A 16,272-nucleotide genomic window follows, 5' to 3' on the forward strand; every position below is an offset into this window, starting at 1 on the left:
TTACTTGCCTCCTGTCCCGGCGGGGGTCACCGGTGCCCGGGCAGCACGGCCCCGGCGCGGCGGCGATGCAAATTCCTGCACCGCGTCAAGCGCCGCCGGATCCGGACACTGCTGCCGCGTGGCATTATCCACAGCCGCCCGCCAGCGCACGAAGTCCCGCAGGGAGACTCCGGCCAGCTTCGGCTGGGTATTAATACTGACCGTGCCCAGAATGGCATCGATAAACCGGCCCTGAAAGGTGTAGATCCCCTGCGTCAGGCCCCAGGTGATTGCCAGCTCTGTGTCACAGCGGGTCAGAATAACCCGGTCCCCGCCAAGGGCTTCGACGATATCGCCCAGATCTCCGCCGGTATTGCGCTGTCCCGGCGTTGCCATATCAGAAACCCACTGCACTTTGACAAAATCAGGATCCAGCTGGCTCATATCCATGGTCCCCAGCATGTCCGGCGTCAGGCTGTCGATCAGGATCGCATCCCCGTCAGCCCGCAGCTGATCGCGGACCTTCAGATAGGTTGGCAGATTGGTGAAGACATCAATCAGCTGCACCTCCAGCACCACCGGCTTGGGGCCAAGGATCTGCCGCAGGATCTGATATTCCCGGGTAAAAACCGTCTCAAGATTCAGGTTAAGGCTGATCCGGCGCTGCGCCTGTACCATTTCCGCCCGCGGCAGGCCGGTCAAAACCACCCGGTCAAGGCTGCGGGAAAAGTCCTGAAACAGCCAGCGGGAAGAAAACAGGTCAACGTCCGGTGCCACCGCTTTCCGCAGGTCAGCCATCGAGGTGTAGATTTCTTCAAACAGAATGACAGCCTTACGATCCATCACCCGGACGCAGGGCTGACGGCGCAGATGATGGCGGATGTTGATCTTCCCCAGCCCTTCAATCAGGCCGCCGAGCCTGTCAGAAGTCAGCGTCTGCGTCTGCGCCGTCACCTTCATCTGATCCCGGCGTTTTTTCTCGGCATCGGCCAGAAGGCCACGGATCACCTGCCGCAGCTCTTCCAGATCAACCTCAAAGGCATACCAGGTGACGAAGGGGTCGAATCCGTCCTCATCATCGGGATCGGCCCAGGTCAGGGGGTCATTGCTGAACAACGACTTGATGCGGTGAATCATCCGGTCGATCTCATCTTCCGGCATATCCCGACCGATGATCATCACATCGCCGTTGGACATAGAAAAAACCCGGACCCCGGCATCGGACTCCAGCGGGGCAAACAGGCGGGAGGCAATCCGCAGATACTGCGGCGGGCGATGCGCGGGCATCAGCTGGGACAGATGCAGATGCACTGCCGTCCGGCCAGACGGAGTTTTCGCGCCACGTTCAACCAGATCAATCAGTTCGCGCTCGGCGTGAGTGGGATCTCGGTACAACACGATGGGACGCCTTTATGGTTTCCGGGGGCCGGAAGGTCATGCCATATGGCATTATGTGGATGCGGTCAGTCCCCCGACTGTAAAACGAACCCGCCCCCGGAAGCGAGGGAAAACAAACACCTCGAAGCCCTTGCGGCTGGATCGGACCGCCCGCTCTCAGCAGGGTTTTCCTTGATGGCGGAACAGTGGTAAGAACGGTGCGGCGCAGATGCCATCCGTTACCGGCCTGATCTGCCCCCTGCCTGCCGCACCATGGAACCCGCTGATGTCCGAACGTCATTCCCGTCTGGCTGCCCACATCTCTTCCCTCGGCTCCGCCACCGTGCTGTGCATCGGTGATATCATGCTCGATCGTTTCGTCAGCGGAAGCGTTGACCGCATCTCGCCGGAGGCACCGATCCCCGTGCTGCGGATCCTGCGGGAAACCAGCATGCTCGGCGGGGCGGGCAATGTGGTGCGCAATCTGGTCGGCCTGAAAGCCCGTGCGCTGTTTCTGTCCACCGTCGGCGATGACACCGCCGGACGGGAAATCGCCGATATGCTGGGCGACCTGCCACTGGTGACCCCGATGCTGGAAGTGGAGACCGGACGCCAGACCGGCATCAAGATCCGTTATCTCGCGGGCAGTCAGCAGTTGCTGCGGGCTGACCGGGAAACCGTGCAGACCATCGCCGACGACCGCGCCGCCGCCCTGCTGGCCGGTATTGCCGCCCACATCAGCCAGTGTCAGGCCATGATCCTGTCTGATTACGGCAAAGGGGTCCTGACCAACGATGTGATCCGGTCCAGTATTGATCTGGCCCATGCGGCCGGTCTGCCGGTGGTGGTTGACCCCAAAGGGCGGGATTATTCCATCTACCGCGGCGCTACGGTGGTGACCCCGAACCGGAAAGAGCTGCAGGACGCCACCGGACTGCCGACCCAGACCGATTCCGATGTGATCGCTGCGGCCCGCCACCTGATTGATACCTGCGGCATCACCAACGTTCTCGCCACCCGCAGTCAGGATGGGATGACGCTGGTGCAGAGCGACGGCACCGTCACCCATCTGCCTGCCGAGGCGCGGGAAGTATTTGATGTCTCCGGGGCAGGGGACACTGTGGTCGCAACCCTCGCGGCCGCTCTGGCCTGCGGCGCCCCGCTGCCGGAAGCTGCGGAACTGTCGAATGTTGCCGCCGGAATCGTGGTTGGCAAGGTCGGGACCGCCGCCGTCGCCGCCCACGAAGTGGTGGAAACCCTGCACCATCAGGACCTGGAAAGCAGCGATGCCAAGATTCTGGAACGGGACCGCGCCGCCGAGCAGGTGGAACTGTGGCGCCGCCGCGGGCAAAGCGTCGGCTTCACCAACGGCTGCTTCGATCTGCTGCACCCCGGCCATCTGGCGCTGCTGCGGCAGGCCCGTGCAGCCTGTGACCGGCTGGTGGTCGGCCTGAACAGTGACGCTTCGGTCAAACGCCTGAAAGGGGAAACCCGCCCGGTCCAGACCGAAGCGGCCCGCGCCGCCGTTCTGGCGGCCCTGCAGATGGTCGATGCTGTTGTTCTGTTCGGGGAAGATACCCCGTATGACCTGATCTGTGCCCTGCGCCCGGATGTTCTGGTCAAGGGGGCGGATTACACCGTGGAGACCGTGGTCGGTGCCGATGTGGTGATGGGCTATGGCGGGCGGGTTGTCCTCGCGCAACTGGAACCGGGACAATCCACCACCAACACCATCCGGCGGATGAATGGCGGGCAGGGATAACCCTGCCAGCCCACATCACACACCGGATTCCCACACAAAAACACAAAAAAGCCTGCCCGTTTTTTTTCGGGCAGGCTTTTTTGTGTCAGCCGGTGCGGCCTTACGCCGCACACAGCCCGATCACCGGAGAGCTTACTTCGGTGCCAGAACCATAATCATCTGGCGGCCTTCCATCTTCGGAAGCTGCTCGACCTTCACCAGATCGACAGTCTCTTCCTTAACCCGGTTCAGGACGTCCATCCCCAGATTCTGGTGGGCCAGTTCACGGCCACGGAAGCGGAGGGTCACCTTCACCTTGTCGCCTTCTTCGATGAAACGCTTCAGAGCCCGCATTTTGACCTGATAATCGTTATCATCAATGTTGGGACGCAGCTTGATTTCCTTGACCTCGATGACCTTGGTCTTCTTCCGCTGCTCGGCCTTGCGCTTCTGGTTCTCGTACTTGAACTTGCCATAGTCGAGAATCTTGCACACCGGCGGCTCGGCATTGGGAGAGATCTCGACGAGGTCGAGACCTGCCGTATCTGCCATTTCCTGAGCTTCGCGGATATGCACCACGCCCACCTGTTCCCCATCCTGATCAATCAGGCGGACCATCTGGGCAGTGATCATGTCGTTGACGCGCGGTCCATCCTTGGACGGCGGCGTCTGCATCGGCGGCCTAGCTATGAAACCCTCTCCATAAATTCGGGTTGTGGTCAGGAGAGCGGATCCGGCGACAGTCGCCTTCCGGCGAGACTGTGACCAGATCTTAGTGCGTCACTCTCCCTCGGAAGATTGTCGTAGGGGCCCGCGCCCCCGGTTATTCAGGAAGCAGGAAGGGTGCCGGGGTCAGAGACCCGGCACCTTCGCTTCATCTGCAAGTTTAGCGACAGCGTCGGTCAGCGCAAGCACTTCTTGGGCATCACCCCCCAGACGGCGCAAAGCAACCTTGCCTTCCTCCGCCTCGCGCTTCCCGACAACCGCGATCACCGGCACTTTTTTGTGCGAATGCTCACGGATCTTGTAGTTAATTTTTTCATTCCGGGTATCGATCTCAACCCGCAGACCGGCTTTCCGCAGGGTAGCGGCAACGGCGTGGGCATAGTCATCACCGTCAGAGGTGATCGTGGTCACCACCACCTGCGTCGGCGCCAGCCACAGCGGGAACTTACCGGCATAGTTTTCAATCAGGATACCGATAAAGCGTTCAAATGACCCGAGAATTGCCCGGTGCAGCATCACCGGACGGTGACGGTTGCCATCTTCACCGACATATTCGGCATCCAGACGTTCCGGCAGCACATAATCGACCTGCAGGGTACCACACTGCCAGTCACGGCCGATGGCATCCCGCAGAACGAATTCCAGCTTCGGGCCATAAAAGGCCCCTTCGCCCGGATTCGGCGAGGTTTCGATCCCGGCAGCCTCAGTGGCGCGCTTCAACGCCTCTTCCGCACGGTCCCACACATCATCAGAGCCCGCCCGGTTTTCCGGACGATCGGAGAACTTCACCTTAATCTCAGAGAACCCGAAATCGGAATAAACGCTGCGCAACAGATCGCAGAACGCCTTCGTTTCGCTTTCAATCTGATCGTCGGTACAGAAGATGTGGGCGTCATCCTGCGTAAAGGCACGGACGCGCATCAGACCGTGCAGCGCCCCGGAGGCTTCATTCCGGTGGCAGGCCCCGAACTCGGCCATCCGCAGCGGCAGATCCCGGTAGGACTTGATGCCCTGCTTGAAGATCTGAATATGGCACGGACAGTTCATCGGCTTAACGGCCAGCGTCTTATCTTCCGAGCCGGTGACGAACATATTGTCGCGATAATTAGCCCAGTGGCCGGACAGTTCCCACAAATGGCTGTCCACCAGCTGCGGGGTGTTGACCTCCAGATAGCCCGCCGCTTCCAGCCGGTTGCGCATGTACGTCCGCAGGGTCCGGTACACCGCCCAGCCCTTAGGATGCCAGAAGACCGCACCCTGCGCCTCGACCTGGAAGTGGAACAGATCCATTTCCTTGCCAAGACGGCGATGGTCGCGCTTTTCGGCTTCTTCCAGCATGTGCAGGTAGTCGTCAAGCTGCTTCTGGTTGGCCCAGGCGGTGCCATAGATGCGCTGCAGAACCGCGTTCTTGGCATCGCCACGCCAATAGGCACCGGCCACCTTGGTCAGCTTGAAGGCTTTGCCTAGCTTATCGGTGGAAGGCAGGTGCGGGCCCCGGCACAGGTCTTTCCAGTCACCCTGACGGTATACCGTGATGGTCTCCGCCCCCGGCAGATCGCGGATAATCTCGGCCTTGTACTTTTCACCGATGCCTTCGAAATGAGCGATCGCATCGTTCCGGTCCCAGACCTCGCGGACAATCTCCAGCTTGCGGTCGACAATGTCGCGCATCCGGGCTTCGATCTTTTCGAGATCATCGGTGGAGAACGGCTCGTCGCGGGCGAAATCGTAATAGAAGCCGTTTTCAATCGCCGGACCGATGGTGACCTGCGTGCCCGGATACAGCTCCTGCACCGCCTGCGCCATGATGTGGGCGGCATCGTGACGCAGCAGCTCCAGCGCGGCGTCGTCCTTGGCAGTGACGATCGACACTTTGGCGTCGCGGTCAATCACCCGGGTCAGATCCCACATATCGCCGTCAACAAACACCGCCAGCGCCGCCTTACCAAGGCTGGTGCTGATGTTTTTGGCAATCTCAAGACCGGAAACCGGACCTTCGAAGGAACGGACGCTGCCGTCGGGCAGGGTAATGGCAACCATGATCTTCTTTCTCTGTGATGGGCGCACCGATCGGCCTGTCGGACGGGAAGGGGTGCGGGGTTCAGGTCTGGCGATCCCTGCCTCCGGTCAGAACCGACCGGACAGGGCCCGCAGGGACAGAAATTCCGGGATGTGCTGGGCGCGGGTCAGCAGACGGTCACGCCAGAGGCCGCATCAGGCGACACAGAACCCGGTGCCCATAGTTCGCGCCGCCACACCGCCGATGCGGGTGGACAGAGGCAGGCCGATCAGGCCGGAGCGAACAGACAAGCGGGACACGGGATCCATTCCATACAGGAAAAACAGAGGCTCACACCTTACCGCACCGCAACCCCCACCGCAACCGGTGTAAAACAGCGTCAGGCACACGGCAGCCATGCCCCGCCGGTTTCACCCTGCACGCTCAGGGACACAACAGAACGGGGGCCTGAAGCCCCCGCCGCTTGATCATCAGGCCGGAACACCGACCGAAGTGGAATGCTGGAAGTGCAGCACCTCACCGGGGAACACCAGCGGGTAACAGGCATGGGCAGCCTGTGCCGCTTCGGCAAAGCCGGTCAGGATCAGTTTCAGCTTGTGTGGATAGTGGCAGACATCCCCCATCGCAAAAATGCCGGGCACACTGGTCGCCCCGGTGGTCGGGTCAATGGTGATGGTGCTTCGCTCCATCGCCAGACCCCAGTCGGCAATCGGGCCGAGGTCGGTGGCAAGACCGAAGAAGGGCAGCAACACATCCGCCTCCAGCACCCGCAGGCCACCGTCGAGATCCGCAACCTCCACCCCGGTCAGCACACCGCCGTCCCCCTGAAGGGCTGACAGCTGATAGGGCACCACCAGCTCAATCTTCCCGGCATCCGCCAGTTCCTGCAGGCGGGCCGCACTTTCCGGCGCACAGCGGAATTTGGCGCGCCGATGCACCACCTGCACGCTGGCGGCCACTTCCGACAGCGAAATCGCCCAGTCAACGGCAGAATCCCCGCCCCCGGCGATCACCACTTTCTTCCCCCGGAAATCTTCCCGGCGGGTAACGTAATAGAACACCGAGGTGCCCTCGTACGCCTCAAGCCCTTTCAGCGGCGGACGGTTGGGACCAAAAGCCCCGGCCCCGGCAGCGATCATCACCACGGCGGCATCAATCACAGTGCCCTTGCTGGTCTCAGCCCGCCAGCGGCCCTCTTCGGTGCGGGTCAGGCCAGTGACCTGCTGCCCCAGATGATAGACCGGGGCAAACGGCTCAACCTGCTGACTCAGCCTGTCAATCAGATCTCCGGCGAGCACCGACGGATGGGCCGGAATGTCAAAAATCGGCTTTTCCGGATACAGGGCCGCGCACTGGCCGCCGATGGTATCAAGCACATCGACCACATGGCATTTGATCCGGAGCATCCCACACTGAAACACGGTGAACAGGCCGACCGGGCCAGCCCCGATCACCAGAGCATCGGTGCGATGAATCGCGTCAGTCATTTCAGGACTTCCTGACAAAAAAGCGGAGACAGATCTTGGCCCGCAGAGTGGACCGCCAACCGGCCCGGATCAAGACTTTCCTGTCACCGGATTTCCCGAAAACACCACAGGGAACAATTGCGGGACAACCATCAGTCGCGGTACATAAATCATCATGATGACCGATCTGATGACCCTGCCCCTTGCCGACGAAACCGCCACCTGCCGACTGGGGCAGGCGCTGGCCGCCCTGCTGCGCCCCGGCGACACCGTTCTGCTGGACGGAGACCTCGGCACCGGCAAATCCACCCTGTGCCGCGCCCTGATCCGCGCCGCGCTGGGGGATCCGGACGAAGAAGTCCCCAGTCCGACCTTTACACTGGTCCAGACCTACGACGGGGAACACGCCACCTACTGGCACTTTGACCTGTACCGGCTGGAAAAGCCCGACGATGTGCTGGAACTGGGGATCGAGGATGCCTTCGCCGATGGCGTCTCCCTGATTGAATGGCCGCAGCGGCTGGGCCGGTGGGCTCCCCGCCGGGCCCTGACCATCGCGCTGACCCACACGGTGGACGGCGGACGGCTGGCCACCCTGCGCGGAGAGAACCGCTGGGCAGACCGCCTGGCACCGCTGAAGGGGGCGGAATGACCATTCCGGTTTCACAACAGGATCGGGCGGCCAGCCGCACCGCCTTCGTGGCCGCCTGCGGTCTGAACCCGGCAACCGCGGTGTTTGTCGCCGGGGATGCCTCACCCCGGACCTATTATCGGGTAACGGGCGCTGACGGCACCGCCATCGTCATGGATGACCCGCCACCCGGCGAAATTCCGGCCTTCGTCTCCCTTGCCCGCTTTCTTGCCGGACAAGGACTGAGTGTCCCCGAAATCCGGGCAGAAGACCGGGACAATGGCTTTCTGCTGCTGGAAGATTTCGGCGATCTTTCTTACGGGCGGGCGCTGGCCGCAGCACCCGATCAGGCTCTGCCGCTGTACACACTGGCCACCGATGCCCTGTGCCAGCTGCACGATCGCCTGAGCACCCGTCAGAACCCCCTGCCGGATGTTCCGCCCTATGACCATGCCTTTCTGAGCTTCGAGGTTTCGCTGTTCTGCGACTGGTTTCTGCCCGCTGTCGGCATCACCCTGTCTGCGACGGAGCGCCGGGGCTTTCTTGAGTTGTGGGACCCGCTGTTCCGCGTGCTGGAAGAGGGACCACAAACACTGGTGCTGCGGGACTTTCATGTCGACAACCTGATGGTTCTGTCCGGGCGGGCCGGGACCGGTGCCTGTGGTCTTCTGGATTTCCAGAGTGCCCGGCGTGGCCCGCTGCCCTATGACCTGATGAGCCTGATGGAAGATGCCCGCCGCGACATTGCCCCCGACCTGCGGCAGGCGATGCAGAATCGCTATCTGGCCGCCCGCCCGACAGTGACCGCAGAGACCTTCCGCCGTGACTGGTCCATCTGTGCCGCCCAGCGCCACACCAAAGTGATCGGCGGCTTTGTCCGGACCTGGCAGCGGGATGGAAAGCCCCACTATCTGGGGCATCTGCCCCGGGTGTGGGATCTTCTTGACCGCGCCCTTTCCCATCCTGATCTTATGGCTATCCGGGCGTGGTTTGACGATCATGTCCCCCCCGTCCTGCGACAGAGGAAGCTGCAATGACCGTCCTGCCCAAGCGGGCGATGGTGCTGGCTGCCGGTCTTGGCACCCGCATGCGTCCGATTACCGATCATACCCCCAAGCCGCTGATCTCGGTCGGCGGAAAAACCATGCTGGACCGGGTGCTGGACCACCTGCTGGCCGCAGGTGTCAAAGATGTGGTGGTGAATGTGCATCACCATCCCGGCAAAATCCGCAGCCATCTGGCCCAGCGCAAAAGCGGACCGGCGGTGGTGATCTCTGACGAGACAGAACGTCTGCTGGAGACCGGCGGGGGTGTCCGCAATGCCCTGCCGCTTCTGGGGCCCAATCCATTTTTTGTCGCGAATGCCGACATCGTCTGGATGGAAGGGGCTCGTCCGGCGCTGGAACGTCTGGGCCGGCACTGGCGGCCGGACCGGATGGATGCCCTGCTGCTGGTCAAACGCACCTCCGACGCCTGGGGCTATGACGGTCTTGGTGACTTTTTCATGGATGGTACCGGCGTCCTGCGACGGCGGGGGGAGGGCGAAGTCGCCCCCTACATCTACGCCGGGGTCATGATGCTGAAACCCGACGCCATGGCCGGAACCCCGGACGGGCCGTTTTCGCTGAATGTGGTGTTTGACCGCCTTCTGGCGTCCGGTCGCCTCTATGGCGTTGCCCATGACGGCCCGTGGTTCCATGTCGGCACCCCGGATGCGATCGCGCCAACCGAACGGCGCATCAAGGCCCTGCTCAGCGGTGAGGATGACCCTCTGGCCGATCTTTCCCGCTGACAGCGCCCACAACCGGCAGGATACGCCATGCCCGCTTCCGTCTGGACAATTCCGGCCCGCCTGCCGTTTGTGGACACTCTGGCAGCCGGACTGCTGAAGGAGAGCGCCAACACCCCGGACCGGCTGGCCCGACAGATCATTCTGCTGCCGACCCGACGGGCCCGACGGACCCTGCGGGAAGCCTTTCTGCGCCAGTCGCAGGGCAGGGCCCTGCTGTTGCCCCGCCTGCTGACCGTTTCCGATCTTGATGATGAAAGCGGTCTGAGCGGGCTGGGCGGCGAAGCGGGCAGCGAGATCCCGCCGGAAATCCCGCCGCTGCGACGGCAGATTCTGCTCACGCGGCTGATTCTGGCCGCGCCGGGGGCCGGAAAAGCCCAGACCCCTGATCAGGCTGCCTTGTTGGCAGCCGAACTGGCCCGCCTGCTGGATCAGGTTCAGACGGAAGGACTGGGATTTGACCGGCTGGCCGGTCTGGTGCCCGACAGCTATGCTGAACATTGGCAGATCACTCTCGATTTTTTGAGAATTCTGACCACTGTGTGGCCACAGGTGCTTGAGGCCGAAGGATGCCTCGATCCCGCCGAACGCCGGAACCGCCTGCTGCGGGCACAGGCTGATCTGTGGCAGGCCCACCCGCCGGGGCCGGTTCTGGCTGCCGGACTGACCGGCTCTGTCCCTGCCGCCGCTGACCTGCTGGCGGTGGTGGCGGGCCTGCCGGAAGGGCAGGTGGTATTACCCGGTCTCGACCGCTCGCTTGATCCGGAAAGCTGGGAAGCACTGGGGGAAACACACCCCCAGTACACCCTGAAGCGCCTTCTGGACCGACTGGACCTGACCCGTGCGGATGTCGCAGACTGGCCAGTGGCGGAAACCCTTGCCCTGTCAGCCATCGCCTCCACCAGCCGGGAAACCCTGATCAGTGAGACGCTGCGCCCGGCAGACACCACCCACCGCTGGCGGCTTCTGGCCGATGGCGGGCTGACCGCCGACGCCGTGACGGGTCTGGAACGTCTGGATTGTCCGGCCCCGCGGGAAGAGGCGCTGGCGATTGCCCTGCGAATGCGCGCGGTGCTGGAAACACCGGATAAAACCTGCGCGCTGGTCACGCCGGACCGTGACCTTGGCCGCCGGGTTGCCGCCGAACTGGGTCGCTGGGGCATCAGCGTCGATGATTCTGCCGGTCAACCACTGACCGTCTCACCGCCGGGGGCCTTCCTGCGGCTGACTGCGGCGATGGTGGAAAGCGGTTTTGCCCCGGTGCCGCTGCTGGCGGTACTAAAGCATCCGCTCTGCTCCGCCGGGCTTGATCCGGCCGTCTTCCGGGATGCGGTGCGGCGGCTGGAACTGGCGGCCCTGCGTGGCGTCCGCCCCGCCCCCGGTCTGTCAGGTCTGCGGCAGGCGCTGGTCGAAAAAGGGGCTGAACCTGACGGTCTTGACCCATTGCTGACGGCGCTGGAAAGCTGCTGCGGTGCCTTTACCAACCTGATGAAGCAGAGCGACACGCCGTTCCCGGCATTGCTGGAAGCCCATATGGTGATGGCAGAAGCTCTGGCCGCGACCCCGGATCGCCCCGGCCCCCTGTGGCTATGGGCGGAACAGGCCGGGGAAGAAGCCGCTGCCTTTGTCCGCGAGCTGGCGGAAACTGCCGATGTACTGGGAGAAATCCCCCCTGCGGCCTATCCGGCCCTGTTACAGACCCTGATGCTGGGCCGGGGAGTGCGCAGCGAATTTGGCAGCCATCCACGGCTGAGCATTCTCGGCCCAATGGAATCCCGTCTGTATCAGGCCGATGTGATGATTCTCGGCGGACTGAATGACAACATCTGGCCGCCAAGTCCGTCCGCCGATCCCTGGATGAGCCGCCCGATGCGGACCGACTTCGGCCTGCCACTTCCGGAACAGAAAATCGGCCATGCGGCGCACGATTTTGCGATGGCCTTCTGTGCCCCTCAGGTGCTTATGACCCGATCGGCCAAAGTGGATGGCACGCCGACAGTCCCGTCACGCTGGCTGCTACGGCTTGATACCGTCCTCAGTGCCACCGGGCTGAACCTGCCCACTCCGGCCGAGACCTGGCTGAACTGGGCCCAGATACTGGATATGCCGGAGCGCCAGATCCCTCCGCAGCGACCTTCTCCCCGCCCGCCTGTTTCCGCCCGCCCCCGCCGCCTGTCGGTGACGCGGGTGGAAACATGGATGCGTGACCCCTATGCCATCTATGCCCGCTTTATCCTCGGCCTGCAGGCCCTTGACCCGCTGGAAGCGGAGCCGGGCCCGGCAGATTACGGAATGCTGGTTCACAGGGCGCTGGAACTGTTTCTGAAGGCCCATCCACAGGACCTTCCCGCAGATCCACTGGACAGCCTGCTGTCCTGTGGACGGAAGGCCTTTGCCGACCATCTGGACCGCCCGGCTGTCTGGGCGTTCTGGTGGCCACGGTTTGAGCGGCTGGCGGCATGGGTGGTGGCGATGGAGCAGGACCGCCGGACCACGGTTGACCGCAGCTTCAGCGAAGTGAAAGGCGAGCTGGACATCGGCAGCTTCACCGTCACTGCCACCGCAGACCGTATTGACCGCCATCGCGACGGCAGCCTGTCAATCATCGACTACAAAACCGGCAGTCCGCCAAGCCAGAAAGAAATCAGCGCCGGATACGCCCCACAATTACCGCTGGAAGCCCTGATTGCCCGCAGCGGCGGCTTCGAAGGGGTCGGTGCCGCCCCGGTGCAGGATCTGCTGTTCTGGCATGTCACCGGATCACGGGCCGGCGGAACGGAAAAATCCGCCTGCGGAAAAGACAGCACCGCTGACACGCTGGCTGAAGAAGCACTGGAAGGGCTGCGGGGGCTGGTCATGGCCTTTGATCATCAGGACACCCCCTACGAACCACGCCCGCACCCCGATTATGCGCCGCGCTATTCTGACTATCAGCATCTGGCCCGGGTCAAGGAATGGGCCAGCGGCGAAGGGGAGGACGGTGAATGAGCGTGAGCGAAATCCTCCGTCAGGCCACAGACCGTCAGCGCCTTGCCGCCGATCCGCTGGCCTCTGTCTGGGTCGGGGCTAATGCCGGTACCGGCAAGACCAAAGTGCTGACCGACCGGGTGCTGAACTTACTGCTGACCGGCACCCGCCCGGAAAAAATCCTGTGCCTGACCTTCACCAAAGCCGCTGCGGCTGAAATGGCCAACCGGCTGGCCCGGCGGCTGTCAGACTGGGCCGTGGCGAGCGATGAGGCCTTGAGTCAGGATCTGACCACTCTGCGCGGTCAGAAGCCGGATGCCGTCACCCTGCGTACCGCCCGACGGCTGTTTGCCGGAGTGCTGGATGTACCGGGCGGTATGAAGATTCAGACCATCCACAGCTTCTGTCAGGCCCTGCTTGGGCGGTTTCCGCTCGAAGCCGGGATTTCTCCGCATTTCACGCTGATCGAAGACCGTGACGCTGCCGAACTGATGCAGCAGGTCCGTGAACAGGTGTTGATTGATGCCCGGCTGGGGACCAACGCCCGCCTCTCGGCAGCCCTGACCGTCATCACCCGCCATGTGCAGGAAGACAGCTTCTCCAGCCTGATGATTGCGGTCTCACAGGCCCGCGGTAAATTGCGCCGGGTTCTGGCCGATGGGGTCGATACGGCGGTTGACCGTCTGCGGCAGGCGCTGGAACTGGAGCCCGGCACCACCCCGGCAGGCCTGATCGCCGCTGCCTGTCACCCCCCCCGGCTGGATGAGGAATCAGCCCGGGCACTGGCGCAGGCATTGGGGCAAGGCGGCAAAAGCGATCAGGAACTGGCCGGTGTGCTGGCAGCCTGGCTGGCCCTGCCGGTGGAGGACCGGGCGGTACAGTGGGACCGCTATGTCAGCGTCTACCTGACCAAGGAAAAAGAACCAAAATCACAGACCCGCTTTCCCAGCAAAGCGGTGAAGGAAGCCTTTCCCCACCTCCTGACCTTCCTTGATGCGGAAACGGAACGGGTTTACCGGGTTGAACAGCAGGCCAAGGCGGCGGTGTGCCTGGAAGCCACTGACGCCCTGCTGGTATTGGCCGACGCCATTCTGAGCCGCTATGAACGGGCAAAGGCCACAACCGGACGGATGGATTTCGACGACCTGATCCTGACCGCCCGCCGCCTGCTGTCGCGGTCTGATGCGGCGGCGTGGGTGCTGTTCAAGCTCGACGGTGGCCTTGATCACCTGATGATCGATGAAGCGCAGGATACCAGCCCCGATCAGTGGGCTGTGGTGCGGTCTCTGGTTTCGGAGTTTTTCGCCGGAGAAGGCCAGCACCCGGACCAGCCACCACGGACGGTGTTTGCCGTCGGTGACCGCAAACAGTCGATTTATTCCTTTCAGGGGGCAAGCCCGCAGGAATTCGAGATCAGCCGACAGCGGTTCTCCGGGGCTGCGGCGTCCATCGAACGGCGGTTTGAGGACGTGGCCCTCGAAGTCTCGTTCCGCTCTGTCCCCGCCGTCCTTGATCTGGTCGACAGCGTGTTCCGCCGCGCCGGGGCCGGGGACGGAGTCATCGGGGCCGACGGGATTGCCCACCTGCCTTTCCGCACCGGACAGGCCGGGGTGGTCGAAGTGTGGTCACCGCTGGAGCCAACGGCGGCGGAACCGGCACAGCCATGGAAACCCCCGGTCGAACGGATCCGGGTGGAAAGCGCCCAGAACCGGCTGGCCCGGCTGATGGCTGCCCGCATTGAGGCCATGATCCGTGATCAGGAACGGCTGGACAGCCGCGACCGGCCCATCCGCCCCGGTGACATCCTGATTCTGGTCCGCCGCCGGAACGGTTTTGTTGACAGTCTGGTGCGGTCCCTGAAGGAACGCGGGGTCCCGGTCGCCGGGGTTGACCGTATGATCCTGACCGAACAGCTGGTGGTGCAGGATCTTCTGGCTCTGGCGCAGGTGCTGCTGTTACCCGAAGATGATCTGACGCTGGCCACTGTCCTGAAGGGGCCACTGTTTTCCCTGAGTGAAGAGGATCTGTTCACCCTTGCCCATGACCGCCGGCGGGGGGTGACCCTGTGGCGGACCCTGCGCGAGCAGGCAGACCATGGCGGGCCGTTCCGCGACGCCTATCAGACCCTGCGGCGACTGATGGAAAAGGCCGACTTCCTGCCCCCGCATGAACTGTTTTCGCACGTTCTGGGTCCATTGCAGGGGCGGAAAAAACTACTGGCCCGACTGGGGCCCGATGCCGCCGACCCACTGGATGAATTCATCGGCCTGACTCTGGCTTATGACCGCAGCCACCCGCCGACCCTACAGGGGTTCCTCCACTGGCTGAGTGCCGACGAACAGCAACTGAAGCGCGATCTGGAAGAAGGCGGGAATGCGGTCCGGGTGATGACGGTCCATGGATCAAAGGGTCTGCAGGCCCCGGTGGTCTTTCTGCCCGACACCTGCCAGATTCCGAAAAACAGCGAAACGCTGCTGTGGCAGGAAACAGACGAGGAAACCCTGCTGGTCTGGCCGCCACGGGCCGAGTTCCGTGCCCCTCTGGCGCAGGCCATGCATGATGAAAACGGGCGGCGGCAGATGCAGGAATACCGGCGCCTGCTGTATGTGGCCCTGACACGGGCCGAAGACCGCCTGTATGTCTGCGGCTGGGACAACCGGACCCGCCGCAGCCCGGACTGCTGGCACGATCTGGTCTCTGCTGCCATGACGGATCTGGGGCAGGAAGTGGACGACCCGCTGCTGACCCGTCTGGCCGGAGAAGACCCGGTCGCCGTCTGGCGTCATACCTCCGCCCAGACCGATCCGGCCCGCCCGGACCGGCCAGTCACCCAGAACCGTGGTGACGCCGCCGCACTGCCCGGCTGGATCAGCGCCCCACCACCGAAGGAGCCGACACCATCGCGGCCGCTGGCCCCTTCAAAACCGGTTCTGATTGATCCGCCGGTACGGTCCCCCCTGAGTGGCGATGAAGACAGCGACAGCCACCGCTTCCAGCGGGGCCGTCTGATCCACACCCTGCTGCAGATCCTGCCGGACCTGCCACCGGAACAGCGCGAGGCCGCCGCAGCCCGCTATCTGGCCCGTCCGGTGTGGGATCTGCCCGCCGACCGGCAGGACCAGTTCCGGCGGGAGACGATGGCGGTGGTGGCTCACCCTGATTTCGCCGACCTGTTCGGCCCGGGATCACTGGCAGAAGTGCCCCTGACCGGGGTGGTGGCCCATCAGCATGTGGTCTCCGGTCAGGTCGACCGTCTGCTGGTCAGACCGGAAGGTGTGTGGGTCGTGGACTTTAAGACCAACCGCCCGCCCCCCCGGCGGGTCGAGGACGTGGCCGACGCCTATCTGGTTCAGCTGGCGCTATACCGTGATGTACTGCAGCAGGTGTACCCGGACCGGCCGGTACATTGCGCCCTGCTGTGGACGGATGGCCCCTTCCTGATGGATCTGCCGCCGCAGACGCTGGATCAAGCCCTGTCAGATCTGCTGGAAGGACGGTTCACCGCTGCAGGCTGAAGGAAGACAGCGGTCCCTGACTTGACGTTCTGAAGGCGGCTCCCTAGAGTCTGGGTCATCT

Annotated in this window: 10 protein-coding genes; 6 read left to right on the forward strand and 4 right to left on the reverse strand. The window is 63.3% G+C overall.

Features of this window, described 5'->3' with window-relative positions; all coding sequences use genetic code 11:
• Positions 1–1,377, reverse strand: a complete 1,377-nt coding sequence (locus tag G365_RS0108285) for a hypothetical protein (RefSeq protein ID WP_155976191.1) — start codon at positions 1,375–1,377, stop codon at positions 1–3.
• A 265-nt stretch (positions 1,378–1,642) separates the two neighbouring features.
• On the opposite strand from G365_RS0108285, the gene rfaE1 reads away from it, so the two are divergent.
• A complete protein-coding gene (rfaE1, locus tag G365_RS0108290; RefSeq protein ID WP_026345201.1) occupies positions 1,643–3,118 on the forward strand; it encodes a D-glycero-beta-D-manno-heptose-7-phosphate kinase in 1,476 nt (491 codons plus the stop codon).
• 132 nt (positions 3,119–3,250) lie between these two features.
• On the opposite strand, the gene infC is transcribed toward rfaE1, so the two are convergent.
• The 3 genes from infC to G365_RS0108305 all read right to left on the reverse strand — a co-directional run bounded on the left by infC (position 3,251) and on the right by G365_RS0108305 (position 7,330).
• A complete protein-coding gene (infC, locus tag G365_RS0108295) occupies positions 3,251–3,772 on the reverse strand; it encodes a translation initiation factor IF-3 (protein ID WP_019645050.1) in 522 nt (173 codons plus the stop codon).
• Positions 3,773–3,949: 177 nt separating this feature from the next.
• Positions 3,950–5,863, reverse strand: coding sequence for a threonine--tRNA ligase (gene thrS / locus G365_RS0108300; protein ID WP_019645051.1), 1,914 nt, complete (start codon positions 5,861–5,863; stop codon positions 3,950–3,952).
• A gap of 450 nt (positions 5,864–6,313) precedes the next feature.
• Positions 6,314–7,330 carry an NAD(P)/FAD-dependent oxidoreductase gene (locus G365_RS0108305; protein WP_019645052.1) on the reverse strand — a complete coding sequence of 339 codons (1,017 nt, stop codon included), beginning with the start codon at positions 7,328–7,330 and terminating at the stop codon, positions 6,314–6,316.
• A gap of 154 nt (positions 7,331–7,484) precedes the next feature.
• On the opposite strand from G365_RS0108305, the gene tsaE reads away from it, so the two are divergent.
• Genes tsaE through addA form a run of 5 tightly spaced genes read left to right on the forward strand, consistent with a single transcriptional unit; the run spans position 7,485 to position 16,211 of the window.
• Entirely contained in the window at positions 7,485–7,961 is a 477-nt protein-coding gene (gene tsaE, locus G365_RS0108310) for a tRNA (adenosine(37)-N6)-threonylcarbamoyltransferase complex ATPase subunit type 1 TsaE (protein ID WP_019645053.1), read from the forward strand.
• Positions 7,958–8,977: an aminoglycoside phosphotransferase family protein gene (locus G365_RS0108315; RefSeq protein ID WP_019645054.1), complete on the forward strand. Its 1,020-nt coding sequence runs from the start codon at positions 7,958–7,960 to the stop codon at positions 8,975–8,977. The genes tsaE and G365_RS0108315 overlap by 4 nt, the downstream gene beginning before the upstream one ends.
• Complete coding sequence (locus tag G365_RS20800) at positions 8,974–9,732, forward strand: nucleotidyltransferase family protein (RefSeq protein ID WP_019645055.1); 759 nt, start codon at positions 8,974–8,976, stop codon at positions 9,730–9,732. The genes G365_RS0108315 and G365_RS20800 overlap by 4 nt, the downstream gene beginning before the upstream one ends.
• A 27-nt stretch (positions 9,733–9,759) precedes the next feature.
• Positions 9,760–12,717, forward strand: a complete 2,958-nt coding sequence (gene addB, locus G365_RS0108325) for a double-strand break repair protein AddB (protein ID WP_019645056.1) — start codon at positions 9,760–9,762, stop codon at positions 12,715–12,717.
• Positions 12,714–16,211, forward strand: coding sequence for a double-strand break repair helicase AddA (gene addA / locus G365_RS0108330; protein WP_019645057.1), 3,498 nt, complete (start codon positions 12,714–12,716; stop codon positions 16,209–16,211). The genes addB and addA overlap by 4 nt, the downstream gene beginning before the upstream one ends.
• Positions 16,212–16,272 lie beyond the last annotated feature (61 nt).

Source organism: Novispirillum itersonii subsp. itersonii ATCC 12639, assembly GCF_000381985.1.
GTDB lineage: Bacteria > Pseudomonadota > Alphaproteobacteria > Rhodospirillales > Rhodospirillaceae > Novispirillum > Novispirillum itersonii.

What these genes read in the sequence shown, in the direction of transcription:
- addA (WP_019645057.1), top strand. Translation starts at nt 12,714, where the DNA reads ATGAGCGTGAGCGAAATCCTCCGTCAGGCCACAGACCGTCAGCGCCTT.
- infC (WP_019645050.1), bottom strand. Translation starts at nt 3,772, where the DNA reads ATGCAGACGCCGCCGTCCAAGGATGGACCGCGCGTCAACGACATGATC.
- rfaE1 (WP_026345201.1), top strand. Translation starts at nt 1,643, where the DNA reads ATGTCCGAACGTCATTCCCGTCTGGCTGCCCACATCTCTTCCCTCGGC.
- G365_RS0108315 (WP_019645054.1), top strand. Translation starts at nt 7,958, where the DNA reads ATGACCATTCCGGTTTCACAACAGGATCGGGCGGCCAGCCGCACCGCC.
- G365_RS0108305 (WP_019645052.1), bottom strand. Translation starts at nt 7,330, where the DNA reads ATGACTGACGCGATTCATCGCACCGATGCTCTGGTGATCGGGGCTGGC.
- G365_RS20800 (WP_019645055.1), top strand. Translation starts at nt 8,974, where the DNA reads ATGACCGTCCTGCCCAAGCGGGCGATGGTGCTGGCTGCCGGTCTTGGC.
- thrS (WP_019645051.1), bottom strand. Translation starts at nt 5,863, where the DNA reads ATGGTTGCCATTACCCTGCCCGACGGCAGCGTCCGTTCCTTCGAAGGT.
- addB (WP_019645056.1), top strand. Translation starts at nt 9,760, where the DNA reads ATGCCCGCTTCCGTCTGGACAATTCCGGCCCGCCTGCCGTTTGTGGAC.
- tsaE (WP_019645053.1), top strand. Translation starts at nt 7,485, where the DNA reads ATGATGACCGATCTGATGACCCTGCCCCTTGCCGACGAAACCGCCACC.